A 23886-nucleotide genomic window follows, 5' to 3' on the forward strand; every position below is an offset into this window, starting at 1 on the left:
GCGGGAAACAACGCCTTCGTTTTGATGCCGACGGGCGGTGGAAAGTCGCTTTGTTACCAGATCCCGGCGCTTGCTCGTAATGGCATGGGGTTGATCGTCTCACCGCTCATCGCGCTGATGGTCGATCAGGTTGCAGCCCTGCGTCAGGCCGGCGTGCGGGCCGAAGCTCTCAATTCCGATCTTTCCCCGGAAGAGCGGCGCGTGCTTTGGCGGGACATGCGGGCCGGCAAGGTCGATATTCTTTATGCCGCGCCGGAAACCCTGCTCAAGCCGGATGTCCTCGATGCGTTGCAATCCATCGACCTGTCGCTGATCGCGGTCGACGAGGCTCATTGCCTGTCTCAATGGGGGCATGATTTCCGGCCGCCCTACCGCCAGCTAGACACGCTGATCGAGCGTTTTCCCGATACGCCGCGCATGGCGCTGACGGCGACGGCCGACGAGCCCACGCGCGCCGAAATTCTCGGTCACCTGGGGATTGAAGAGCACGATGCCTTCATTGCCGGGTTCGACCGTCCTAATATCCGCTATGCGATCATGGAAAAGGATAATCCGCGCGCGCAGCTGAAGCGCTTTTTGAAGGATCGCGACGGTGAGAGCGGTATCGTCTATTGCCTTTCCAAACGCAAAGTGGACGAAACGGCCGCATGGCTGCGGGAGGAGGGTCGCGATGCGCTACCCTATCACGCTGGCATGGACAAGGCTGCCCGTGAGGAGAACCAGACCCGTTTCCAGCACGGCGAGGCGGTCATCATTGTCGCGACCGTCGCTTTCGGCATGGGCATAGACAAGCCGGATGTGCGCTTCGTGGTTCATATCGACCTACCCGGCAGCATCGAGGCCTATTATCAGGAAACAGGCCGAGCCGGTCGCGATGGTCTGCCGTCGGACGTGCTCATGCTCTATGGCTATGAAGATATTGCCCTGCGCAATCGTTTCATCGAAGAATCTGATGCCGCGGACCAACGCAAATATATGGAGCGCCAGAAGCTCGATGCGCTGCTTGGCCTCGCAGAAACGGCGAGTTGCCGCCGGCAGGTTCTGCTCTCCTATTTCGGCGACCGGTGTGAGCCCTGCGGCAATTGCGATACCTGCGCCGAGCCGCCGGACCTGTTTGATGGGGCCATCGCCGCGCAGAAACTTCTGTCCTGTATTTATCGCACGGGTGAACGTTTTGGCCAGGCCTATGTCATTCGCGTATTGCTGGGTGTCGAGGACGAGCGGATTTCCCGCTTCGGCCATGACCGCATTACCACCTACGGGATAGGTAAAGAGCACGACAACCGCACATGGCGCGCCATCCTGCGTCAGCTGGTTGCGTTACGCATGATTGAAGTGGATCTGTCGGGACATGGCGGCCTGTCTATCTCCGAGGATGGACGGCGGTTCCTGCGCGAAAAACCGGCACTGATGCTGAGGATACCATCCGCTCCCCGTTCCGCACGGCAGCAGACGCCCCGCAACACGGTATCGACGGCCTTGCCGGAATCCGATCGCAGTCTTTTTGAGGCGCTGCGTGCGAAGCGCATGGAAATTGCCCGGGCACAGAACGTTCCGCCGTATGTGATTTTCCACGACAAGACCCTCATCGAACTTGCGACGGCAAAACCGGTCTCGGCGAAGGAAATGGCAGTGATTCCCGGCGTCGGAGATACCAAGCTCGAGCGATACGGACCTGCTTTTCTGGCGGCGATCATGCAGCACGCCGCTGGCGAATGACCGGCAGATATCCAAATTAATAGCCGAGTAATAAAACCGCAGGGCGTTGCGAGGTCTCAGCCGGTCGTGTCCTTGAACAGTACGTTCTGATCGATAAGATAGCGCGAAAACAGGGGCAGGCTCGCCCCGCCGATTGCCCGCGCCTGGCTACCGACCGCGCCTTCGATTATGTCAGGCACCGTGACACCCTGCAGATCGTGGTGTTTAAGGGCAAGGCGGGTGGCGGCGACGATTCTGGTTCTGACCCAGTCGGGAAAACCGCCATCGATGATAACGCTCGAAAAATCGATGATGGAGGCAGCGGCAATAACGGCCTGCGCCAGCGCCGCGGCGGTTTTCCTGATCCAGCTTTCCAGCGGCTCGCCGAAATCGATCCACTCGTCCGGAGAAAACCACAGGGGGCGCGGATCGATGCCCTTTTCGCGCAGCATGTTTTCCAGAACGAAGATCGACGCGATTTTCAGAAGCTGGACGGTATTGCCATCCTGCCCCTGCACCGGCAGAGGGCCGATGGCGCCGGCCGTTCCCGTCTTTCCGGAAAATAGCGCCGAATTCAAAACGACGCCGCCGCCTATGAAGGAGCCGATGAAGACGTAAAGAAAATCCGGATAGTGCTGGCCTGCGCCAAAAACCAGTTCGGCGCCGCAGGCGCTGGTCGCGTCGTTCTGCAGAAAAACCGGATAGCTGACGTTTTCGGCAATTTCCGACCGGATATCGACGCCCCGCCATCTCTCCATTTCAATCTGTGGAGCGCCCACTTCCTGCGCCCAGTTCCACAATTCAAATGGAGCGGCGATGCCGACGCCGGCAATTTTCTCCCGCTCGGCAGGGGAAAGTTTCGATTCGAGTTCCGTTATGCCGTCGATTACGAAGGGTAGTATCCATTCCGGAAGAGGGTAGGGATAGGTTCTGCGCAGCTTGAGCCTGATCCGGCCGACAAAATCCATCAGCACGAGATCGACGCTGCGTCGGCCGATCTTCACACCGAAAGAAAAGACGGCGTCGGGATTAAGCCGCATCGGCGTCGATGGCTGGCCGACTTTGCCACGCAGTCTTTCACCGCGAATGAGAAGCCCGTCCTTTTCAAGCGAGCGCATGATGACCGAGACGGTCTGCGCTGAAAGGCCGCAAAGTCTTGATATCTCGGCCTTTGACAGTCCGCCGTGACGGCGAACGAGAGAGAGCACAAGCCGCTCATTATAAGCGCGCACTCCGATCTGGTTGGCGCCGCCGCTTATATCCATGGTGGTGGGCGGCGCCGGCGGCGCCGTCTCGACAGATTGTCTCATAGTGTCATCCTCCCGCCCGCCCTATCCGCCGCGACCGATACAGCAGGCTTTATGGCAATCTTGCTATCGCAACGTTAAACGACGCGGCGATATTCCTCCCTGCCGCATATTAGAATGCCATAGGGAATTAATAATTCAATCGGATTTATTTATTGACAGGCGTTTCCTTTGGTGGTTCCATCTGAGCCAACGGTCGTCGATCTCGGAGGAGACGGGATCGTCGGGTAACCGTCACGGTGCTCAAATATCCATTGGGAGGATCTCATGAAGACCACTGTTTCCGCTCTTCTGGGCGCGCTTGCGCTTGGCGTTTCTTTCGCTTCCGTTGCGTCTGCGGCCGATACCTCGGTTTGCCTCATCACCAAAACCGATACCAATCCCTTTTTCGTCAAGATGAAAGAAGGCGCGACCGCCAAGGCTAAAGAACTTGGCGTGACGCTGAAATCCTATGCCGGCAAGATCGACGGCGATTCCGAAAGCCAGGTAGCCGCCATCGAGACCTGCATTGCCGATGGCGCCAAGGGTATCCTGATCACCGCATCGGACACCAAGGGCATCGTTCCCGCGGTGCAGAAGGCGCGTGACGCCGGTCTTCTGGTCATCGCCCTCGATACACCGCTCGAACCCGTCGATGCTGCTGATTCCACCTTCGCCACCGACAATCTTCTGGCTGGTGAGCTGATCGGCAAATGGGCTGCCGGCAGCCTCGGCGACAAGGCCAAGGATGCGAAGATCGCCTTCCTCAACCTCACCCCCTCCCAGCCGACGGTGGATGTGCTGCGTAACCAGGGCTTCATGAAGGGCTTTGGCATCGACGTGAAGGACATCAACAAGATCGGCGATGAAAACGATCCGCGCATCGTTGGCCATGATGTTACCAATGGTAACGAAGAAGGCGGCCGCGCGGCGATGGAAAATCTGCTGCAGAAGGACCCGACCATCAATGTCGTCCACACCATCAACGAACCTGCGGCAGCCGGCGCTTATGAGGCGCTGAAGGCGGTCGGCCGTGAAAAGGATGTTCTGATCGTTTCCGTCGATGGCGGTTGCCCGGGCGTCAAGAACGTGGCGGAAGGCGTGATCGGCGCGACCTCGCAGCAATATCCGCTGCTGATGGCGGCTCTCGGCGTGGAAGCCGTCAAGAAGTTCGCCGACACGGGTGAAAAGCCGAAGCCGACCGAAGGCAAGAACTTCGTCGATACCGGCGTGACGCTGGTAACCGACAAGCCGGTCAAGGGCCTCGACTCCATCGATACGAAGGAAGGTCTCAACAAGTGCTGGGGTTGATGCCTCACCGTTGAAACCCGCGGGGGCATTCGTGCCCCCGCCCTTGGACCAGAATGAATATCAGGCACGATCCGGGGGATCGGACAAAGGAACAAACGAGCGCGTCACGCGTCCTGCGGGGATGATATAGGCCGCTTCACAACACTTTGAAATCTACGCATCATTCTCTTTTGAGATAGACCCCGGTGTCAGGGCTGGTGCGATAGAGCGATCGGGAGGAAAATCCATGAGCGATCAGCCGGTGCGGGCTCAGCCGCATAATGAATTTGAAAAAGTGCTTTCGGGAAGTTCGACGCAGGTCGCCGCTTTCGATACGCACGACAAGAGTGTGCTGGAAAAACTGCAGCACTTTCTCCACTCCAGCCCGGCGGCCGTTCCGCTTATCGTTCTGGTGCTGTCGCTGATTGTTTTCGGCCTGCTTCTCGGCGGCAAGTTTTTCTCGGCCTTCACGCTGACCCTTATTTTGCAGCAGGTCGCCATCGTCGGTATTGTCGGCGCGGCGCAGTCGCTGGTCATCCTGACGGCGGGCATCGATCTGTCGGTTGGCGCGATCATGGTCCTGTCCTCCGTCATCATGGGACAGTTCACCTTCCGTTACGGTCTGCCGGCGGAACTCTCCATTCTCTGTGGCCTCGCCGTCGGCGCATTTTGCGGCTTCATCAACGGTATTCTGGTCTCGCGCATGCGCCTGCCGCCCTTCATCGTCACGCTCGGCATGTGGCAGATCGTATTGGCGACCAACTTCCTCTATTCCGCAAACGAGACGATCCGCGCTCAGGATATCGCCCAGCAGGCGCCGATCCTGCAATTCTTCGGCGCCAATATCCGTGTCGGCAGCGCGGTCTTCACCTATGGCGTCATCGCCATGGTCCTGCTCGTCGCCCTGCTCTGGTATGTGCTGAACCGCACCGCCTGGGGTCGCCACCTTTATGCGGTGGGTGACGATCCGGATGCCGCCGAACTTGCCGGTGTCAACGTCAAGCGCATGCTGACGACCGTTTACACGCTGTCCGGCCTCATCTGCGCCTTCGCTGGCTGGGCCCTTATCGGCCGCATCGGCTCGGTTTCGCCGACCGCCGGTCAATTCGCCAATATCGAATCCATTACCGCAGTGGTTATCGGCGGCCTGTCGCTGTTCGGCGGGCGTGGCTCCATCATGGGCATGATCTTCGGTGCCCTGATCGTCGGCGTCTTTTCGCTCGGCCTCAGGCTTATCGGAACAGACCCGCAATGGACCTATCTGTTGATTGGCGTCCTCATCATCATGGCTGTCGCAATCGACCAGTGGATCAGAAAGGTAGCAGGCTGATGGCAAAAGAACCCATTCTCACAGCACGCAATCTCGTCAAGCGCTACGGTCGTGTGACCGCCCTCGACCATGCCGATTTCGACCTCTATCCGGGCGAAATCCTGGCGGTGATCGGCGATAACGGCGCCGGCAAATCCTCTCTCATCAAGGCGATTTCCGGTGCGGTGACACCCGATGAAGGGGAAATCCGGCTGGAAGGCCAGCCCGTGCAGTTCCGCTCGCCGATCGAGGCGCGCAAGGCTGGCATCGAGACGGTCTATCAGAACCTCGCCCTGTCGCCGGCGCTTTCCATAGCTGACAATATGTTTCTCGGCCGGGAAATCCGCAAACCCGGCATTCAGGGCAGCCTGTTCCGGGCGCTGGACCGCCCGGCCATGGAAAAATTCGCCCGGGAGAAACTGTCGGAGCTCGGCCTGATGACGATTCAGAACATCAATCAGGCAGTGGAAACCCTCTCCGGCGGTCAGCGTCAGGGTGTGGCTGTGGCGCGTGCAGCGGCCTTCGGCTCCAAGGTCGTCATTCTTGACGAGCCGACGGCAGCACTTGGTGTCAAGGAAAGCCGGCGTGTTCTGGAGCTTATCCTGGACGTTCGCTCGCGCGGCCTGCCGATTGTCCTCATCTCGCACAACATGCCGCATGTCTTCGAGGTCGCGGATCGCATCCATATCCACCGGCTCGGCAAGCGCCTCTGCGTCATCAATCCGAAGGACTACTCCATGTCCGACGCCGTCGCCTTCATGACGGGCGCCAAGGAAGCGCCGAAGGAAACGCTTGCCGCATGACGCTGAAGCTTGAAACGATCGCCGAAGACGTTCTTCGGCGGGCAAAAGGTAAATCCCGTTTTATCGTCGCTATTGCCGGTCCCCCTGGGGCCGGCAAATCCACGCTGGCGGATGCCCTTTGTGATGCTTTGCTGGCATGGGACGAAACGGCCGCCGTCCTGCCCATGGATGGCTTCCATATGGACAATGGCATCCTTGAAGAGCGGGGGCTGCTGCCGCGAAAAGGCGCGCCGGAAACATTCGACGTGCGCGGTTTCCTCGATATCGTCTCCGCCGTCCGCAAGGGCGGGCAAGAGGTGCTTGTTCCGGTTTTCGACCGTTCCCGTGAAATCGCTATAGCGTCTGCTCGTGCGGTTGCGCCGGAAACACGCTTTATCCTCGCTGAAGGCAATTATCTGCTACTGGACGAGGCGCCGTGGACAACTCTTTCCAAGAGCTTCGACCTCACCATTTTTGTCGGGCCGTCCGTCGCGGTGCTTGAGGAGAGGCTGAGGAAAAGGTGGCAGGGCTATGGTCTCGATGAGGCCCATATCCACGCCAAACTTTTCGAAAACGATCTTCCGAACGGAAAAAGGGTGATTGAAAACGCCCGTCCCGCCGATATCCGCATCGATATCTGGGAATAGATTAACGCTTTTCTCTGTTTGAGCGGCGGCACGCATGTGCCGTTAAGCCTTTGTTGACCATGTGTTGAATCTTTTTGATCCACAGGGTGGGGCTTTTGTGTGTCTATTTATTGACGCGAAAATTTCCTCATATACTATATGTGGTGTTCGAGGTTCTTCCGATTCGCAAGGGTCGGGAGCTAAGACGGGAATTCGGTGCGTAACGCCATATGGCGGAGCAAGGCCGAAACTGCCCCCGCAACTGTAAGCGGTGAGCATCGTTCCGATTTGGGTCACTGGGGTCAAAAGCTCCGGGAAGGCCGGAATAGATGTTGTGACCCGCAAGTCAGGAGACCTGCCTTGAGCGCAAACGTCCACGGGCGGGGTGTCCGGAGGAAGGTGTATGACGCAAATGATTTGCGTGCGCCCTTTTCTGCCCCCTCCAGAACAAGCTTCGGGGTGAAGTCATGCCAGTGCATTTGTTTAAGTTGCTGCGCTCGTCGGCGTAGAGAGTGATTTTACGTGGCTAAAAGCCGCGCACGCCCACCCTAATGACAGATCCATCGCCGCCCGATTGCGATTGCAATCGGCAATGTTGAGCCTTGTCCGAAATCGGCTTCGAGAGAGGAAATCATGACCGTCACCGTTTACAGCAAGCCCGCCTGCGTCCAATGCATCGCCACCTATCGCGCTCTCGACCGCATCGGTGTCCCCTATGAGATCGTCGATATTTCCGAAGATGCGGATGCGCTCGATCATGTGCGTGGCCTCGGCTACATGCAGGTGCCCGTGGTTGTTGCCGGCGAACGCCATTGGGCGGGTTTCCGGCCGGATATGATCGGCTCGATCAGCTGAGGCGGCGGCGCGATGGGCCTGATCGTCTATTATTCCAGCCGTTCTGAAAACACCCATCGTTTCCTTCTGAAACTGGGACGGCGTCTGTTTCGCCTGCCGCTTGGCGTTGAGGAAGATGTTCCCCATGTGTCCGAGCCCTATGTGCTGGTCACCCCCACCTATGGGGGTGGTGGCACGAAAGGGGCCGTGCCAAAGCCGGTCATCCGGTTTTTGAACGAGCCCTCCAACCGAAATCTCATTCGCGGCGTCATCGCGGCGGGAAACACGAATTTTGGCGCAGCTTTCGCATCCGCCGGAGATATCGTCTCGCGCAAATGCGCCGTGCCGTTTCTCTATCGCTTCGAGCTTCTCGGCACGGAGGAAGATGTCGCCAACGTCAAACATGGATTGGAACGATTTTGGACACGCTGACCTCGAGCGCCATGCGCAAGGACGCCAAACAGCCGGCAGCCGCATCCCAGAAACCGCTCGATGCGGCTCTGGACTACCACGCGCTGAACGCGATGCTGAACCTTTACGACGAGAACGGGAAGATCCAGCTCGACAAGGATCGCCTGGCCGCCCGGCAATATTTCCTCCAGCACGTCAACCAGAACACCGTATTTTTCCATAACCTCAGGGAAAAGCTCGATTATCTGGTGACTGAGGGATATTACGAACAGGAAGTGCTGGATCAGTATTCCTTCAATTTCGTCCGTGACCTCTATGACGAAGCCTATGCCCGGAAGTTCCGCTTCCCGACCTTTCTCGGCGCCTTCAAATATTACACCTCCTACACGCTGAAGACCTTCGACGGAAAACGTTATCTGGAGCGTTACGAGGATCGCGTCTGCATGGTGGCGCTGGCCCTTGCGCGCGGCGATGAGCAGCTCGCCCGCAATCTGGTCGATGAGATCATTTCCGGCCGCTTCCAGCCAGCAACGCCGACCTTCCTCAACGCCGGCAAAAAGAGCCGTGGTGAACTGGTCTCGTGTTTTCTGCTGCGTGTGGAAGACAATATGGAAAGCATCGGCCGCTCCATCAATTCGGCGTTGCAGCTTTCCAAGCGCGGCGGCGGCGTGGCGCTGTCCCTGACCAATATCCGCGAATTCGGAGCGCCGATCAAACAGATCGAAAACCAGTCGTCCGGTGTCATTCCTGTCATGAAGCTGCTGGAGGATAGTTTTTCCTATGCCAACCAGCTTGGCGCGCGCCAAGGTGCGGGCGCGGTCTATCTGCATGCCCATCACCCGGATATCATGCGTTTCCTCGATACCAAGCGCGAAAATGCCGACGAAAAAATCCGCATCAAGACCCTGTCGCTCGGCGTGGTGATCCCTGACATTACCTTCGAGCTCGCCAGGAACAATGAGGATATGTACCTGTTCTCGCCCTATGATGTGGAGCGTGTCTATGGCGTGCCGTTGACCGAAATTTCGGTCACCGAAAAATATCATGAAATGGTCGCCGATAGCCGCATCCGCAAGAAGAAGATCAAGGCGCGCGAATTCTTCCAGGTGATCGCCGAAATCCAGTTCGAGAGCGGTTACCCCTACATCATGTTCGAGGATACGGTGAACCGCGCCAATCCGGTTGCCGGCCGCATCAGCATGAGCAATCTCTGCTCGGAAATCCTGCAGGTCAGCGAAGCGAGCGAGTTCAACGCCGATCTGTCCTATAGCCATATGGGCAAGGATATTTCCTGCAATCTCGGATCACTCAACATCGCCTCGGCGATGGACTCCGCCGATTTCGGCAAGACTATCGAGACCTCCATCCGGGCGCTGACGGCCGTGTCGGACATGAGCCATATTTCCTCCGTTCCTTCGGTGGAAAAGGGCAATGATGCCAGCCACGCCATCGGGCTTGGCCAGATGAACCTGCACGGTTATCTGGCGCGCGAACGCATCTTCTACGGTTCTGAAGAAGGCGTCGATTTCACCAATATCTATTTCTACACCGTGACCTATCACGCCATCCGCGCCAGCAACCGGCTGGCCGTGGAACGGGGCCATAGCTTCAAGGGCTTTGAGAATTCCAAATATGCCTCGGGCGAATATTTCGACAAATATACCGACCGGGAATGGCTGCCTGCGACCGAAAAAGTGAAGGTGCTGTTTGAGAAAGCCGGCATCGCCATTCCGACACAGGAGGACTGGGCAGTTTTGAAGAAGGACGTCATGGCGTCTGGTCTCTATAACCAGAACCTTCAGGCCGTGCCGCCGACAGGCTCGATCTCCTACATCAACCACTCCACCTCCTCCATTCATCCGATCGTCTCGAAGATCGAAATCCGCAAAGAGGGCAAGATCGGCCGCGTTTATTACCCGGCTTCCTATCTCTCGAACGACAATCTCGAATATTATCAGGACGCCTATGAGATCGGCCCCGAAAAGATCATCGACACCTATGCGGCCGCGACCCAGCATGTCGATCAGGGCCTGTCGCTGACGCTGTTCTTCCGCGATACGGCAACGACGCGTGATATCAACCGGGCGCAGATCTATGCCTGGAAGAAGGGCATCAAGACCATCTATTACATTCGGTTGCGCCAGATGGCGCTGGAAGGCACGCAGGTTCAGGGCTGCGTTTCCTGCACGCTCTGAATTGAGGGACAAGACAATGAACATTGCCGTAAAACCCGCGTCCTGCATCCGCGCGGTCAACTGGAACCGCATCGAGGACGACAAGGATCTCGAAGTCTGGAACCGCCTGACCTCGAATTTCTGGCTGCCGGAAAAGGTGCCGCTCTCCAACGATATCCCCTCGTGGGGAACGCTGAAGCCGGAAGAACAGAAACTGACGATCCGTGTCTTCACTGGGCTGACATTGCTCGACACCATCCAGAACGGTGTCGGCGCCGTGCGCCTGATGGCGGATTCGGCAACGCCGCATGAGGAGGCCGTGCTTTCCAACATCTCCTTCATGGAGGCCGTGCACGCTCGCTCCTATTCGTCGATCTTTTCGACGCTCTGCCTCACGCCCGATGTTGACGACGCCTATCGCTGGTCGGAGGAAAACGAATTCCTGCAGCGCAAATCCGCACTAATCATGCGGGAGTATGACAGCGGCGATCCGCTGAAGAAAAAAATCGCCAGCGTGTTTCTGGAAAGTTTCCTGTTCTATTCCGGCTTTTATCTGCCGATGTTCTGGTCAAGCCGCGCCAAGCTCACCAACACGGCGGATTTGATCCGCCTCATTATCCGTGATGAGGCCGTGCATGGTTATTATATCGGCTACAAGTTCCAGCGGGCGCTGGAGCGTCTCGGTGAAACGCAGAGACAGGAGATCAAGGATTTCGCCTTCGATCTCCTGCTCGAACTTTACGACAACGAGGCGAAATATACCGAAGACCTCTATGACGGCGTGGGCCTGACGGAGGACGTCAAGCAGTTCCTGCATTACAACGCCAACAAGGCCCTGATGAATCTGGGTTATGAGGCGCTGTTTCCGGCCGAGGCCTGCCGGGTCAACCCCGCGATCCTCTCGGCGCTCTCGCCCAATGCCGACGAGAACCACGACTTCTTTTCCGGTTCCGGCTCGTCCTATGTCATCGGCAAGGCGGTTGCGACCGAGGATGAGGACTGGGATTTCTGAAACCGGTTTGTCGGCAGGACCCGCAAAACTATTGCGGGTTCACCACCTGGCTCGCAAGGCGGAAGGGGCTGGCGACGGTGGCGCCGATCGCATCGAAAACAAAGGCTCCGGCACTGTTGATGTCACCCCCGCGCCTGCTTGCCTCAAGTTGCGGCACCATGGAAGCAAGCGCCGCATAGCGGTCGTGGTTGAGCGGGTCCGATGCCTTCAGATTGGAAATGTCGACGAATTGCACGCCCTCCTTGAGAGCGGCCTCCTGCACTTGGCGGTCGGTGACATCCAGCGCGCCGATACGGGTAACGTCGGCACCGAGGATGGAAGAGGCTTTCAGCGCACGGTCATCCTTGGAAACGAGAACGGTGAGCGGCGGGCTGAGCCGGCCGACAACCTCGATCTGCTTGCGGAAGACATCAGCATCGATATCGGGCGCAGCCAACACCACCTGCAGCTTGGCGATGACATCGTTTCTGCCCTGGAAGCGCAATTGCCGTAGCGCCTCCATGACCAGCCAGCCGCCCATGCTGTGCCCGAACACGACGACGCTCTTCTTCGGGGTCTGCCGGGTGAGATCGATCAACATCGCGGCGAGCGCATCGCGTGAGAAGGTCGCGGACTCCTTGTCGGCCACATAGCCGGCGACAGAGGCTTGCGACGGCCAGGAAAAGACCAGCGGCACGCCGTTCATATTGGCATCCGCCGCCATCTGCACCGCGCGGAACAGGGCTTCCTGATAACTGTAATTATAGCCGTGTACAAAAAGTGCGATCTGCTTGCCGGAGCGGGCTATGTCGCCAAGATCGGCATTGAAGCGCGTCTTCGTCAGCATATCGGCCCTGGTAACGACGAAATCCTTTTTCGGGTCGGGCTTGCCGCTGGCCCATTCGATTTTCCCGCTTTTATGGGTGGGCGGAATGGAAATATCGAAACTGGCGTAGTTCGGCTCCATCGCCCGCGCCGTGCCGAAGCCCTTTTTTGCGTCCGTGTTTTTCTCCCGCGTGCTCGCCACGAAGGCGGTGACGATTTTCGTGTCGCGGGTCCTGGTGTTGACGGCCTCCAGCACATCCGCCCCCGGTCGGCCTGCGCAGGAGGAGAGAAGACCGAGAGTGAGAAAGAGAGACAAGATCAGGCGCATGAATGGGCTACCGGTGATGAGGACCGGCTCATAAATAACCGGCGACTAAAAAAGTTGCTACTGAAGAATGAATTGCACACTAGCGGCTGTCTTCGGTGCGGGCGGACGTTCCCCACCTTGCTATCCGTCCATCTTCGTTTTAGGCCGTACACATGACGAACAAGGTGTCGCTTTTACGGCTGAAACTCACGGACTTCCGCAATTATGCGGCGGCTGCGCTCACGCTCGATGACCGCCATGTTGTGCTGACGGGCGACAACGGTTCCGGCAAAACCAATCTTCTGGAGGCCGTCTCCTTTCTCTCACCCGGAAGGGGCCTTCGCCGCGCCACCCTGTCTGACGTGACGCGGGTAGGGGCTGAAGCCACTGGTTTCTCGATCTTCGCCGATGTCGAGGGCATGGATGGCGAAGTCGCCATCGGTACGGGAATTGAAGGCGATGGCGAGGTGGTGTCGCGTCGCCTGAGACTGAATGGCACGCCGGTGAAATCCGTCGATGAATTGACCGACCATCTGCGGGTATTGTGGCTGACGCCCGCGATGGACGGCCTCTTTACCGGCTCGTCCTCGGACCGCCGGCGTTTCCTTGACCGGCTGGTGCTGTCGCTCGACCCCGCTCACGGAAGGCGGGCCAGCGATTTCGAAAAGGCCATGCGTGGCCGCAACCGCCTGCTTTCCGAAGGCCGCTTCGATCCGGTCTGGCTGGACGGCATCGAAAAGCAGATGGCCGAACTCGGCATCTCCATGGCGATTGCGCGTTATGAGATGCTCGGCCTCTTGAAGAGCCTGATTGAGGGGCGGGCGGGCAATGCCGCTTTCCCTTCCGCGGCGCTTTCCCTCTCCGGTTTCATGGACGATGGGCTCAATCGTCCCGCCGTCGATCTGGAGGATGAATACAGGCTTATGTTGCGCGATGGCCGGTATCGTGACGCCGCTGCCGGCCGCACACTGGATGGGCCGCACCGCGTCGATCTCTTCGTGCGCCATGCGGAAAAGGACATGGAGGCCGAGCGCTGCTCAACCGGGGAACAGAAGGCGCTGCTGGTGGGGCTGGTGCTTGCGCATGCGCAGCTGACCGCCAATATGACTGGTCATGCGCCGGTTCTGCTGCTGGACGAGATCGCTGCCCATTTGGATGAGGGTAGGCGGGCGGCTCTGTTCGATCTCATTCATGCGCTTGGCGGCCAGAGTTTTATGACCGGAACGGATACGGCGATGTTCTCCGCCCTTGGCGACAGGGCGCAATTCTTCAATGTATCCCACGGGAGCATCACCGCATGACGGCTAAGAGATGGAGGGCGACATGGACCCGCTGAGCCCGGAAGAAATCGAACGCTACAAGCGCCATATCCTGTTGCCGGAAATTGGCGGCGTGGGCCAGCAGCGGCTGAAGGCGGCGCGTGTGCTGGTCATCGGGGCCGGCGGCCTCGGTGCTCCCGTCCTGCATTATCTTGCCGCCGCCGGTGTCGGCACGCTCGGCATGATCGATGACGATGTGGTTTCCCTGTCCAATCTGCAGCGACAGGTCATCCACGATACCGGTACGATTGGGGAGCTGAAGACGGAGAGCGCGCGCAAGGCCATCGCCCGGCTCAATCCGCATGTCCGCACGCGTGTTTATGAAGAGCGCTTTTCGCAGGTCTGGGCGCATGACCATCTGCGATCCTTCGATCTCCTGATCGACGGCTCGGACAATTTCGATACGCGTTATACGGCTGCCGATGCGGCGGAGGCTGCGAAAAGACCGTTGGTGACGGGGGCTGTCGGCCGTTTTGATGGTTCGGTGACGGTGCTGAAACCCTATGAGGCAAGCGCCGATGGCAGTCTTTTGCCGGGTTACCGCGACCTGTTTCCGGAACCGCCGCCGCAGGGCCTCATTCCCAATTGCGCTGAAACAGGCATTGTCGGCGCGCTGACCGGGGTTATAGGCACGCTTATGGCCATGGAGGCGATCAAGGTTATCACCGGTGCAGGCGAGCCGCTGATCGGCCGTCTGCTCCTCTACGACGCCCTGTCGGCCCGTTTCGAAACCGTGCGATACAAGCGGCGGTCAACTGGGAAGAAACCATGATGGAGATCGTCAGGATCGGGGAGGAGTTCGATCGCTGGCAGGAATTGCTGGCGCTCATCATGTCCTCCTTTGCTTATATGGATGGCGTCATCGATCCGCCGTCGTCGGCTCATCGCCTGACGCTGGAAAATCTTGCGGAGAAGGCGAGGACGGAGATCGCTTTCGTCGCACTGAACGGCGATGAACTGCTGGGCTGCCTGTTTTGCAGGCCGGAGCCGGCCTGCCTTTATATAGGCAAATTATGCGTTTCGCCGAAAGCACAGGGAAAGGGCATCGGCCGGATGCTTGTGCGGCAATCCGAAGCGCTGGCCCGCGAACTGGCGCTGCCGGCGCTGCGGCTGGAAACCCGCATCGAGCTCATCGCCAATCACGCCAGATTCGCCGCGTGGGGTTTCGTCAAGACCGCTGAAAACGCCCATGCCGGTTACGATCACACGACCTCGATCGAGATGACCAAGTTCCTCGACTGAAATTGCCTTCAGCCGACCCCATTGTGTCCTTCGCCATCGCAGAGCCTATTGCAAAAGGCCGGATTGAACCATCTGGGAGAGAAAACCGGAGGAGATGCGGTCAATGCCGGTCTGCGGCCGGTCTTCTGCCGACCCGACCCGCCACACAGCTTTGTCCGGCCCGCTGAAGAGCTGGATTTCCGTGCTGACCTTGTGGGTGAGAGGAGCCGCCTTCGTCGCTTCCACCATCTGCTTCATCAGTCTTGCGGACGGCATGCGCGTTCTATCGCCTGTCTCGTTCGCATTTGCGCTGGCCTTCAACCGCTGGAAGGCTGGCGCGACATCCGGCAGAGAGCAGTTCATCTTGATTCGTGCCACAACAACACCCGTGGGCGTTTGTGCACCGAGACGCGCAGGCTCCGCCTTACAACGCACCCGCGCTGTACTCGCCACCCAGAGCCTTGCGAACTGCTCCGATTGTTCGTTTGTCGTCCCCTTGGGTGAATGCATGCCCCTGTTCTTGCGCTGCCACGCGACCGGGTCCGCAACCAGTTCCATATCGGTGTAGCGCGGGCCGCCGCCCGAAGCTCCCCATTCCCTGTTCAGGTGGGACATGCTCGCGCGATCAAAATTCAGCCAGGCGCGATAATAGAGTTCCGCAGTCTCTTCAGGGGAAGGTGAAGCGGCCCAGGCCGGACCGCCGACCAGCATGAGCAGAACGGAAATCAACGCCAAGAACTTCGCCCGGATACCCATTGAATTCTTCCCTCCCCATGATCGAAAGATGGCGGCCCGAACCGGCTCAGTTCCGCCCCGGCAGCACCCGGTTCGGCGGACGGTGGCCGTCGAACAGCGTGCGGATATTGATGATGACCTTGTCGCCCATTTCGATACGGCCCTCAATCGTCGCAGAGCCCATATGCGGAAGCAGCACGACCTTGCCTTCCTTGGCGAGCTTGATGAGCTTGGGATTCACCGCGGGCTCATTCTCATAGACATCGAGACCGGCGCCGGCGATCTTGCCTTCGCGCAGGCACTGGATCATCGCCGCTTCATCGATGATATCGCCGCGTGCGGTATTCACGATGTAACTGGTCGGCTGCATCAGCGCCAGCCGCCGCGCCGAAATCAGGTGATAGGTTGCGGGCGTCGAGGGGCAATTGACGGAGACGATATCCACCCGCGCCAGCATCTGGTCGAGACTGTCCCAATAGGTCGCCTCAAGCTCCGCTTCCGTCGCCGGATTGACGCGTTTGCGGTTGTGATAATGAATGGAAAGGCCGAAGGCCTTGGCGCGCCGCGCCACCGCCGTTCCGATGCGGCCCATGCCGACAATGCCGATGCGCTTGCCTGAGATGCGCCGTCCCAGCATCCAGGTCGGTGACCAGCCCAGCCATTCGTCCGCACCATTGGCGAGCACCCTTGTGCCTTCGATCATGCGACGCGGCACGGCAAGCGCCAGCGCCATCGTAATGTCGGCCGTATCTTCGGTCAGCACATTGGGCGTATTGGTCACGGTAATGCCCTTTCGGGCGGCGGCGTCCACATCCACATGGTCGATGCCGTTGGAAAAGCTCGCAATCAGCTTCAGCTGCGGTCCGGCCTTCTCGATCATGGCGGCTGTGATGCGGTCGGTGACGGTGGGCACCAGAACATCGACCCGCTGCATGGCGGCCACAAGCTCGTCTTCGCTTCGCTGCGTATCGTCGATATTCAGTTCGGCATCGAAGAGTTCGCGCATTCTGGTTTCGACGACGTCAGGCAATTTGCGGGTGATATAGACTGTCGGTCTCTTCTTGTGGGTCATCGTTTGCCGCTGCCTTGTTCAGAAGTCATTAACCAGAAAGAGCGATAATTTCTTTCAATCAGGGCGTTTCTACCAGACCCACCGGCGAAGACAAATAAAACTCGCTGAAGCTTGAGGCATGTGGAAGCGAGCCTCCTTAAATATCATCCGGTTTGCAGAAGGCGGGAAACGGAAATGGGCATGCGCAGTGTGGTTTCTATCGTTTGCATTGCATTGTCTTTGGGCCTCCTCGGTGCGGCAACCGACGCCATGGCGCAGGGTGCCGCCAAAGGCGCAAGCGGCCTGCCGCTGCCGCGTTTTGTCAGCCTGAAATCCAAGCGCGTCAACATGCGCATCGGACCGAGCACGGATTATGCCGTGTCATGGATGTATCTCAAATCGGGAATGCCGGTGGAAATCATTCAGGAATATGAGAACTGGCGGCGCATCCGCGATGCTGACGGTACGGAAGGCTGGGTCAATCAGGCTCTGCTCTCGGGTGAGCGTACGGCCGTTGCGGCTCCGTGGATGCGTGGCAAGGGTAAGGAAGTTTACGTGAACATGCGCCGTGAGGCGCAGTCGGGCGCTTCCGTCGTAGCGCGGCTTGAGCCGGGCGTCGTCTTCAGGATCGGTGAATGCAATGGCGACTGGTGCCGCGCCGAGGCCGGCCAGGCCTCGGGCTGGGTTTCGCAGGGCGAAATCTGGGGTGCTTACCCCGGTGAAGCCTTTAAATAAGGCCGTGCTTCTTGCCAAGCGCCTTGAGCGATGACATCGGGCGCGGCCCGACCTGCTGAATGACGGCGGCAGCGGCAAGGCAGCCGAGCTTGCCGCAATCTTCAAGCGACCGGTCCTGCGTATAACCGAACAGGAAGCCCGCAGCGAAAAGATCGCCGGCACCCGTCGTGTCGACCACGTCATGCACCGGATAGGCTTCGACCTTTACACGTTCCGTACCACGCAGGATGACGGCGCCTTCCTCGCTCATCGTCACCGCTGCGATCTTGCAGTCGGCTGCGATTTTGGTCAGTGCCAGCTCGAAATCGTCGGTTTCGTAAAGCGAAAGCGCTTCCTGCTTGTTGGCGAAAACAATGTCCACAGTACCGGAACGCATCAGGTCGAGGAATTCGTCGCGATAGCGGCCGACGCAGAAGCTGTCGGAAAGCGTCATGGAGACTTCGCGGCCGTTTTCATGGGCAATGCGGGCGCATTCGCGAATGGCGTCCTTGGCGCGCGGCGGGTCCCACAGGTAACCCTCGAAGTAGGTGACTTTCGTATCCGCCACCACGTCTTCTTCCACGTCTTCAGGACCGAGATCGACGCAGGCGCCGAGATAGGTGTTCATCGAACGCTCGCCATCCTCGGTTACGAAGATCATCGAACGCGCAGTCGGCGGGAAAGTGCCTTCCGGCTTGGTTTCGAAATAGACGCCCTGCGCGCGAATATCGTGCTGGAAGATTTCGCCGAGCTGGTCTTCGGCCACCTTGCCGAAATAAGCGGCCTTGCCGCCGAAATTCGCTACGCCTGCCGCCGTGTTGCCAGCGCTGCCGCCGGAGGCTTCGAGAGCCGGTCCCATCAGCGAGTAAAGCAACTCGGCCCGTTCCGCGTCGATGAGGTTCATCGCGCCTTTGGTAATGGCATTGTCGTTGAGAAAGCGATCATCGCAGCGGGAAATGATGTCGACGATGGCATTGCCGACAGTCAGTACGTCGAATTTCGTCATAGGCCCTATCCGTTTCGCACGGTGTGTGCGTATTTTTCGAAAGGTCTTAAACATTTCTGGCGGCAAGAAAAGCCCAAACAGAAAATATGCCGTTCTCCGCGAGGAGCGAAAACGCGTCATCTGCCTGTAATGTGGTTAAGCTATTTCATTTGTCAGAGCAAAAGGTGTGTGAATGCATACCGGAATGGAAGACATGATGGTCTTCTGGCTCAACCGTTATCTCCGCCACGGATGTACTGGCGGCATATAACGGACATAAAAGGCGGGGGAGACCCCGCTTTTTCTTTTGGGCAACATTCGGCCTTGCGAATTTTACGGGCCAAGATGAGCTTTCTGCCCGAAGCGGCTCACTGGCCTTCTCCTTCTTGGGCGCCATTTGGCGAAAACAAAGAGTGGAAGCGTTTTCGCGATTCCATTCCCGTGGAAAAGGCTCTAAAGCGGAGTATCTCCCGCAAAAGCCGCGAAAGCTTTCCCTCCATGTCTGCCGTTGCCGCGAATGTCGCCCCGATTTTCATTCTCATCCTGATCGGCTGGCTCACCGTCAAGGCCGGTCTGTTCAGGGCCGATGCCGGCGATATCCTCAGCGATTTCGTGTTCAAGATCGCCGTGCCGACCTTGATCTTCCGCACACTTGCGGAAGCGAATTTTCACGGTGCTTCGCCCTTCCGGCTCTGGATCACCTATTTCGCCGGCGTGGCCGTCACCTGGACGGTCGGGCATATCGTCACCCGTTATGTCTTCAAGCAGGATGTCCGCATCGCCGTCATTGCCGGCATTTCCTCGGCATTTGCGAACAATATCTTCATCGGCCTGCCGCTGGTCGGGCGCTCCGTCGGGGATGAGGGGCTGGTGGCTCTCTCCATTCTGCTGGCCATCCACTTGCCGGTGATGATGATCGCCGGCACGATCCTGATGGAAAACGCCACGCACAAGGCGGTCGGCGGGGAAAAGCGAAGCATGGCGGCGGTCTTCAAGCAGGTGGGCCGCAACCTCATCACCAATCCTTTGGTGATCGGCCTGTTCATCGGGCTTTCGACCAATGTTTCCGGCGTGGCGCTGACGCCCATCCTGAAAACCGTGGTCGATCAGATCGCCTCCATGGCGGGGCCGGCGGCGCTTATCTCGCTCGGCATGGCGCTGACGAAATACACCATTCGCGGCAATCTCGGCATTGCCGTCACCATGACGGTATTCAAGCTGCTGTTTTTCCCGGCCTGTGTCTGGGCCATGGGTCACTTTCTCGGCCTCAGCCGGGAATGGACGGCAGCGCTTGTGCTCACATCTTCCGTGCCGACGGGCGTGAATGCCTGGCTGATCGCCAACCGCTTTGGCATCGGCCACAGCGTTGCGGCCTCCACCATCAGCATTTCCACGGCGACAGGCGTTCTTTCCGTGTCGCTGTGGGCATGGCTGCTGAGCTGATTATTTTGCCGAGTTGATTATTTCTGGGCGCTCAGAATCTTGAAGCGGGCGTTGCGGCACACCTCAGTGCTGGTGCGGAACTCCGCCGCGAGCACCGGCTCATAGGGCATGCCACGATTGGCGACCATCAGCAGCTTGCCGCCGCTGCGCAGCGCGCCGGCGGCAGCCTTGATGAAAGCCTGCCCGAGAGCAGGTTCTGCTGCCTGTCCCGCCGCATGGAAAGGCGGGTTCATGATGATGAGATCGTATTTTTCCTTCGGCGGCTCGTTTGCCAGATCCTGCCAGAAGAAGCGCGCCGTCAGCCGCGGATTGTTTTCGAGAAGATTGGTCTTGGCGAATTCCAGCGCATTCCAGTCCGCCTCGAACAGATCGATACGGGCCGTGCGCGGCGATTTCTCGGCCAGCATGACGGAGAGATAACCCCAGCCCGCGCCGAAATCGGCGGCATTGCCGTCAAAATCTGTGGGCAGGCGCGATGCGAGCAGTTCCGAGCCGTCGTCCACGCGGTCATGGGAGAACATGCCGGGCAGGGCGGTGAAGCGGCCTTCGACCGTGACGGGCTTTTGAGCAAGCTTCGATACGACGGCTGCAACATCGTCCGGCCGTTTGAACCAGAGGGCGACGCCGTGATACTTCGGCGTCGATTCCGCTTCGATGCCAAGCTTTGCCAGCGTCTTGCGCAGCGTCACGATACCGTCTTCCTTCGATCCGGCCGCGACGATCAGGCCGCCCGCCTTCACGCGCGAAAGCGCTTCGGCGACGCGGTTTTCATTCTCGCCGCGATGTTTGCCGCAGAGCAGCAGCGCCGCATCGTAGTCCTCGCCCGAAATATCCGGTGTCACCTCAGCGCCCTGAGCCTGCAGAGCACGATAAAGCGGCCGTAGATGCTGAACCGCGACGATCTCCGCGTCAAAACCATCCAGCCGGGGACCTGCTTCCGCTCCCAGAAACAGAACGCGTTCGCCCTCTTTCGGCATGGAAAGCATGTCCGAGGCAAAGGGATGGAAAAGGGTTTTCACGGCGTCACGGCTCATGGGAGCGTCCTCGAGGTAGGGTGGAGTTTGTCAGGGAAAAGTGGAAACCGGTTTTTCCGAAAAGACAAACGATAACAAAACGAAAAAAAGGCGCGGGCAAAACCCGCGCCTCGATAGGGTCTGGCGGCGCGGCCTTATTCGGCAGCGGCTTCGCCGTCTTCCTTCTTCTTGTCGGCAGCGACTTCCTTGCCGGTTGCCTGGTCGATAACCTTCATGGACAGGCGAACCTTGCCACGCTCGTCGAAGCCCATCAGCTTGACCCAGACCTTGTCGCCTTCCTTGACGACGTCAGAGGTCTTGGCGACACGCTCGGAAGCGAGCTGCGAGATGTGGACGAGGCCGTCACGGGCGCCGAAGAAGTTGACGAAAGCGCCGAAGTCAGCGGTCTTCACAACCGTGCCTTCGTAGATCTGGCCGACTTCCGGTTCCGCAACGATGGAGTGGATCCACTTGCGGGCCGCTTCGATTTCCTTGCCGGAAGAAGAAGCGATCTTGACGGTGCCGTCGTCTTCGATGTTGATCTTCGCGCCGGTCTTTTCAACGATTTCGCGAATGACCTTGCCGCCGGAACCGATGACTTCACGGATCTTGTCGACCGGAATGTTCATCACTTCGATGCGCGGTGCAAATTCGCCGAGCTGGCTGCGGCTCTCGGTGATGGCGTTGGCCATTTCGCCGAGGATGTGCTTGCGGCCACCCTGAGCCTGCTCCAGAGCGATCTTCATGATCTCTTCGGTGATACCGGCGATCTTGATGTCCATCTGCAGCGAGGTGATGCCGTCGGCCGTACCCGCAACCTTGAAGTCCATGTCGCCGAGGTGATCTTCGTCACCGAGGATGTCGGAGAGAACCGCAAAGCGCTCGCCTTCAAGGATGAGGCCCATGGCGATACCGGCAACCGGCTTGGCCAGCGGAACGCCGGCGTCCATCAGTGCGAGCGAGGTGCCGCAAACGGTTGCCATCGACGAGGAGCCGTTGGACTCGGTGATTTCGGAAACGACGCGTAGCGTGTAGGGGAACTGTTCCGCAGTCGGCAGCATCGGGCGGATAGCGCGCCATGCGAGCTTGCCGTGACCGATTTCGCGACGGCCCGGGGAACCCATGCGGCCTGTTTCGCCGACCGAGTAGGGCGGGAAGTTGTAGTGCAGCAGGAAGCGTTCCTTGTACATGCCGGTGAGGCTGTCGACATACTGCTCGTCTTCGCCGGTGCCGAGGGTCGCAACAACGATTGCCTGGGTTTCACCGCGGGTGAAGAGTGCCGAACCGTGCGTGCGCGGCAGCAGGCCGACTTCCGAGATGATCGGACGAACGGTCGACAGGTCGCGGCCATCGATACGGCTCTTGGTGTCGAGAACGTTCCAGCGAACGATCTTCGCCTGAAGGTGCTTGAAGACAGCGCCGATTTCTTCCGGCGTGTACTTGGCTTCGCCTTCTTCCGGCAGGAAATGTGCCTTCACCTTTGCCTTTACGGCGTCGACGGCGGCGTAGCGGGCTGCCTTTTCGGTGATCTTGTAGGCGTCGCGCAGTTCGGCTTCGGCGAGCGCCAGCATTTCGTTTTCGAGCGCGGAGAAATCTTCCGGTTCGAATTCGCGGGGTTCCTTGGCGGCAACTTCGGCGAGCTTGATGATCGCGTCGATAACCGGCTGGAAGCCCTTGTGGCCGAACATAACGGCGCCGAGCATGACGTCTTCGTTGAGTTCCTTGGCTTCGGATTCAACCATCAGAACGGCGTCGGACGTACCGGCGACAACCAGGTCGAGTGTGGATTCTTCCATCTCGTCCAGATGCGGGTTCAGAACGTATTCACCGTTGATGTAGCCAACGCGTGCGCCGCCGATCGGACCCATGAACGGAATGCCGGAAAGGGTCAGCGCTGCCGAAGTGGCGACCATCGACAGAATGTCGGGGTTGTTTTCCAGATCGTGCTGGATGACGGTGACGACGACCTGCGTGTCGTTCTTGTAGCCTTCCGGGAAAAGCGGGCGGATCGGACGGTCGATCAGGCGTGAAACCAGCGTTTCGTTTTCGCTCGGACGGCCTTCGCGCTTGAAGTAACCGCCGGGGATCTTGCCGGCTGCGTAGGTCTTTTCCTGATAGTTGACGGTCAGCGGGAAGAAGTCCTGGCCCGGCTTCGGAGACTTTGCGGAAACCACGGTCGCGAGAACCATCGTCTCGCCGTAGGTTGCGATGACGGCGCCGTCAGCCTGACGGGCAACCTTGCCGGTCTCGAGCTTCAGCGGGCGGCCTGCCCATTCGATTTCCACGGAGTGTTGATTGAACATATCTTGTCCTTGGTTGTGGCTGCCCGCTCCGGCGTCGTACCGGCGGAAGCAGCGCTGTGACTCAATCACGGGCAAGACAGCGGGAGGCTTCCCAAAGAAGCATCCGGCAATCCTGCCCCATGACAGGTCTGCGGTTGAAAAAGGCGGCACCGGCCCATCCGGGTCACCCTTATCGTCCGGGGCCACATTTGCGGCGAACGCCCGGAAATTTCTGTGGCCTCAAAGGCCGGATATAAAAACCGGCGGGCATCGTTGCGAAACCCGCCGGAGAAGTTATTAGCGGCGAATGCCGAGAGCACCGATCAGCTTGGTGTAACGGGCTTCGTCCTTCTTCTTCAGATAGTCGAGAAGCGAACGACGGCTCGAAACCAGCGTCAAAAGGCCACGACGGGAGTGGTTGTCCTTCTTGTGGTCCTTGAAGTGACCGGTCAGGTTGTTGATCCGCTCGGTGAGGATTGCGACCTGAACTTCCGGCGAACCGGTGTCGCCTTCCTTCGTGGCATATTCCTTGATGAGGGCGGCTTTGCGCTCTGCAGTAATCGACATCGGACGATCCTTTCTGTTTTAAG

General features: G+C 58.9%; 22 protein-coding genes and 1 riboswitch. Of the genes, 14 read left to right on the forward strand and 8 right to left on the reverse strand.

Translation table 11 applies throughout. The annotated features are described in order from the left end of the window. The coding region (gene recQ / locus L904_RS00005; RefSeq protein ID WP_059762463.1) for a DNA helicase RecQ at window positions 1–1719 on the forward strand (1719 nt) is incomplete at its 5' end. A 56-nt stretch (window positions 1720–1775) separates the two neighbouring features. On the opposite strand, the gene L904_RS00010 is transcribed toward recQ, so the two are convergent. Further along, window positions 1776–3008, reverse strand: coding sequence for an ROK family transcriptional regulator (locus L904_RS00010; RefSeq protein WP_020812694.1), 1233 nt, complete (start codon window positions 3006–3008; stop codon window positions 1776–1778). A gap of 264 nt (window positions 3009–3272) precedes the next feature. On the opposite strand from L904_RS00010, the gene L904_RS00015 reads away from it, so the two are divergent. The 8 genes from L904_RS00015 (at window position 3273) to nrdF (ending at window position 11422) form a co-directional block, all read left to right on the forward strand. Next, on the forward strand, window positions 3273–4295 hold the full coding sequence (locus tag L904_RS00015; protein ID WP_003524279.1) for a sugar ABC transporter substrate-binding protein: 1023 nt from the start codon (window positions 3273–3275) through the stop codon (window positions 4293–4295). Between the two features lie 226 nt (window positions 4296–4521). Beyond that, window positions 4522–5604, forward strand: coding sequence for an ABC transporter permease (locus L904_RS00020; protein ID WP_003524280.1), 1083 nt, complete (start codon window positions 4522–4524; stop codon window positions 5602–5604). Further along, complete coding sequence (locus tag L904_RS00025) at window positions 5604–6386, forward strand: ATP-binding cassette domain-containing protein (protein ID WP_003524281.1); 783 nt, start codon at window positions 5604–5606, stop codon at window positions 6384–6386. Before L904_RS00020 ends, L904_RS00025 begins: the two co-directional genes overlap by 1 nt. Then, window positions 6383–7012 (forward strand): nucleoside triphosphate hydrolase, encoded by a 630-nt coding sequence (locus L904_RS00030; RefSeq protein ID WP_020812693.1) that lies wholly within the window; start codon window positions 6383–6385, stop codon window positions 7010–7012. The genes L904_RS00025 and L904_RS00030 overlap by 4 nt, the downstream gene beginning before the upstream one ends. A 133-nt stretch (window positions 7013–7145) precedes the next feature. Beyond that, window positions 7146–7369: riboswitch (cobalamin riboswitch) on the forward strand. Between the two features lie 255 nt (window positions 7370–7624). Beyond that, a complete protein-coding gene (gene nrdH, locus L904_RS00035) occupies window positions 7625–7846 on the forward strand; it encodes a glutaredoxin-like protein NrdH (RefSeq protein WP_020812692.1) in 222 nt (73 codons plus the stop codon). A 12-nt stretch (window positions 7847–7858) separates the two neighbouring features. Further along, entirely contained in the window at window positions 7859–8257 is a 399-nt protein-coding gene (gene nrdI, locus L904_RS00040) for a class Ib ribonucleoside-diphosphate reductase assembly flavoprotein NrdI (RefSeq protein WP_020812691.1), read from the forward strand. Window positions 8258–8268: 11 nt separating this feature from the next. Further along, the gene (nrdE, locus tag L904_RS00045) at window positions 8269–10431 is read left to right on the forward strand and encodes a class 1b ribonucleoside-diphosphate reductase subunit alpha (RefSeq protein ID WP_245267388.1); all 2163 of its coding nucleotides are present in this window, start codon (window positions 8269–8271) and stop codon (window positions 10429–10431) included. A gap of 16 nt (window positions 10432–10447) precedes the next feature. Further along, window positions 10448–11422 (forward strand): class 1b ribonucleoside-diphosphate reductase subunit beta, encoded by a 975-nt coding sequence (nrdF, locus tag L904_RS00050; RefSeq protein WP_020812689.1) that lies wholly within the window; start codon window positions 10448–10450, stop codon window positions 11420–11422. A 28-nt stretch (window positions 11423–11450) separates the two neighbouring features. Here the strand turns inward: nrdF and L904_RS00055 are convergent, their stop codons facing one another. Beyond that, window positions 11451–12554, reverse strand: coding sequence for an alpha/beta hydrolase (locus L904_RS00055; RefSeq protein ID WP_020812688.1), 1104 nt, complete (start codon window positions 12552–12554; stop codon window positions 11451–11453). 152 nt (window positions 12555–12706) lie between these two features. Here L904_RS00055 and recF point away from each other — a divergent pair, with 152 nt between their 5' ends. The 3 genes from recF to L904_RS00070 are packed head-to-tail and all read left to right on the forward strand — an operon-like array spanning window position 12707 to window position 15094. Then, window positions 12707–13834, forward strand: a complete 1128-nt coding sequence (gene recF / locus L904_RS00060; RefSeq protein WP_003524291.1) for a DNA replication/repair protein RecF — start codon at window positions 12707–12709, stop codon at window positions 13832–13834. 22 nt (window positions 13835–13856) lie between these two features. Then, window positions 13857–14624 (forward strand): molybdopterin-synthase adenylyltransferase MoeB, encoded by a 768-nt coding sequence (locus L904_RS00065; RefSeq protein WP_031234409.1) that lies wholly within the window; start codon window positions 13857–13859, stop codon window positions 14622–14624. After that, window positions 14621–15094 (forward strand): GNAT family N-acetyltransferase, encoded by a 474-nt coding sequence (locus L904_RS00070; protein ID WP_020812686.1) that lies wholly within the window; start codon window positions 14621–14623, stop codon window positions 15092–15094. Before L904_RS00065 ends, L904_RS00070 begins: the two co-directional genes overlap by 4 nt. A 45-nt stretch (window positions 15095–15139) precedes the next feature. Here L904_RS00070 and L904_RS00075 read toward each other — a convergent pair whose 3' ends face one another. Next, window positions 15140–15829 (reverse strand): hypothetical protein, encoded by a 690-nt coding sequence (locus L904_RS00075; protein ID WP_035263122.1) that lies wholly within the window; start codon window positions 15827–15829, stop codon window positions 15140–15142. 46 nt (window positions 15830–15875) lie between these two features. Beyond that, the gene (locus L904_RS00080) at window positions 15876–16880 is read right to left on the reverse strand and encodes a D-glycerate dehydrogenase (protein WP_020812684.1); all 1005 of its coding nucleotides are present in this window, start codon (window positions 16878–16880) and stop codon (window positions 15876–15878) included. 180 nt (window positions 16881–17060) lie between these two features. On the opposite strand from L904_RS00080, the gene L904_RS00085 reads away from it, so the two are divergent. Further along, window positions 17061–17594, forward strand: coding sequence for an SH3 domain-containing protein (locus L904_RS00085; RefSeq protein WP_026363850.1), 534 nt, complete (start codon window positions 17061–17063; stop codon window positions 17592–17594). Here the strand turns inward: L904_RS00085 and L904_RS00090 are convergent. Continuing rightward, window positions 17587–18579: an adenosine kinase gene (locus L904_RS00090; RefSeq protein WP_020812683.1), complete on the reverse strand. Its 993-nt coding sequence runs from the start codon at window positions 18577–18579 to the stop codon at window positions 17587–17589. The genes L904_RS00085 and L904_RS00090 overlap by 8 nt on opposite strands. Window positions 18580–19056: 477 nt before the next feature. On the opposite strand from L904_RS00090, the gene L904_RS00095 reads away from it, so the two are divergent. Continuing rightward, window positions 19057–20001 (forward strand): AEC family transporter, encoded by a 945-nt coding sequence (locus L904_RS00095; protein ID WP_003524298.1) that lies wholly within the window; start codon window positions 19057–19059, stop codon window positions 19999–20001. 17 nt (window positions 20002–20018) lie between these two features. Here the strand turns inward: L904_RS00095 and L904_RS00100 are convergent, their stop codons facing one another. From L904_RS00100 to rpsO, 3 genes are all read right to left on the reverse strand, one after another. Further along, window positions 20019–21035, reverse strand: a complete 1017-nt coding sequence (locus L904_RS00100) for a class I SAM-dependent methyltransferase (protein WP_020812682.1) — start codon at window positions 21033–21035, stop codon at window positions 20019–20021. 134 nt (window positions 21036–21169) lie between these two features. After that, entirely contained in the window at window positions 21170–23317 is a 2148-nt protein-coding gene (pnp, locus tag L904_RS00105) for a polyribonucleotide nucleotidyltransferase (protein WP_020812681.1), read from the reverse strand. A gap of 276 nt (window positions 23318–23593) precedes the next feature. Further along, window positions 23594–23863 (reverse strand): 30S ribosomal protein S15, encoded by a 270-nt coding sequence (gene rpsO, locus L904_RS00110; RefSeq protein ID WP_004439050.1) that lies wholly within the window; start codon window positions 23861–23863, stop codon window positions 23594–23596. Window positions 23864–23886: the final 23 nt, after the last annotated feature.

The organism is Agrobacterium sp. LY4, from assembly GCF_001526585.1.
Classification (GTDB): domain Bacteria; phylum Pseudomonadota; class Alphaproteobacteria; order Rhizobiales; family Rhizobiaceae; genus Agrobacterium; species Agrobacterium leguminum.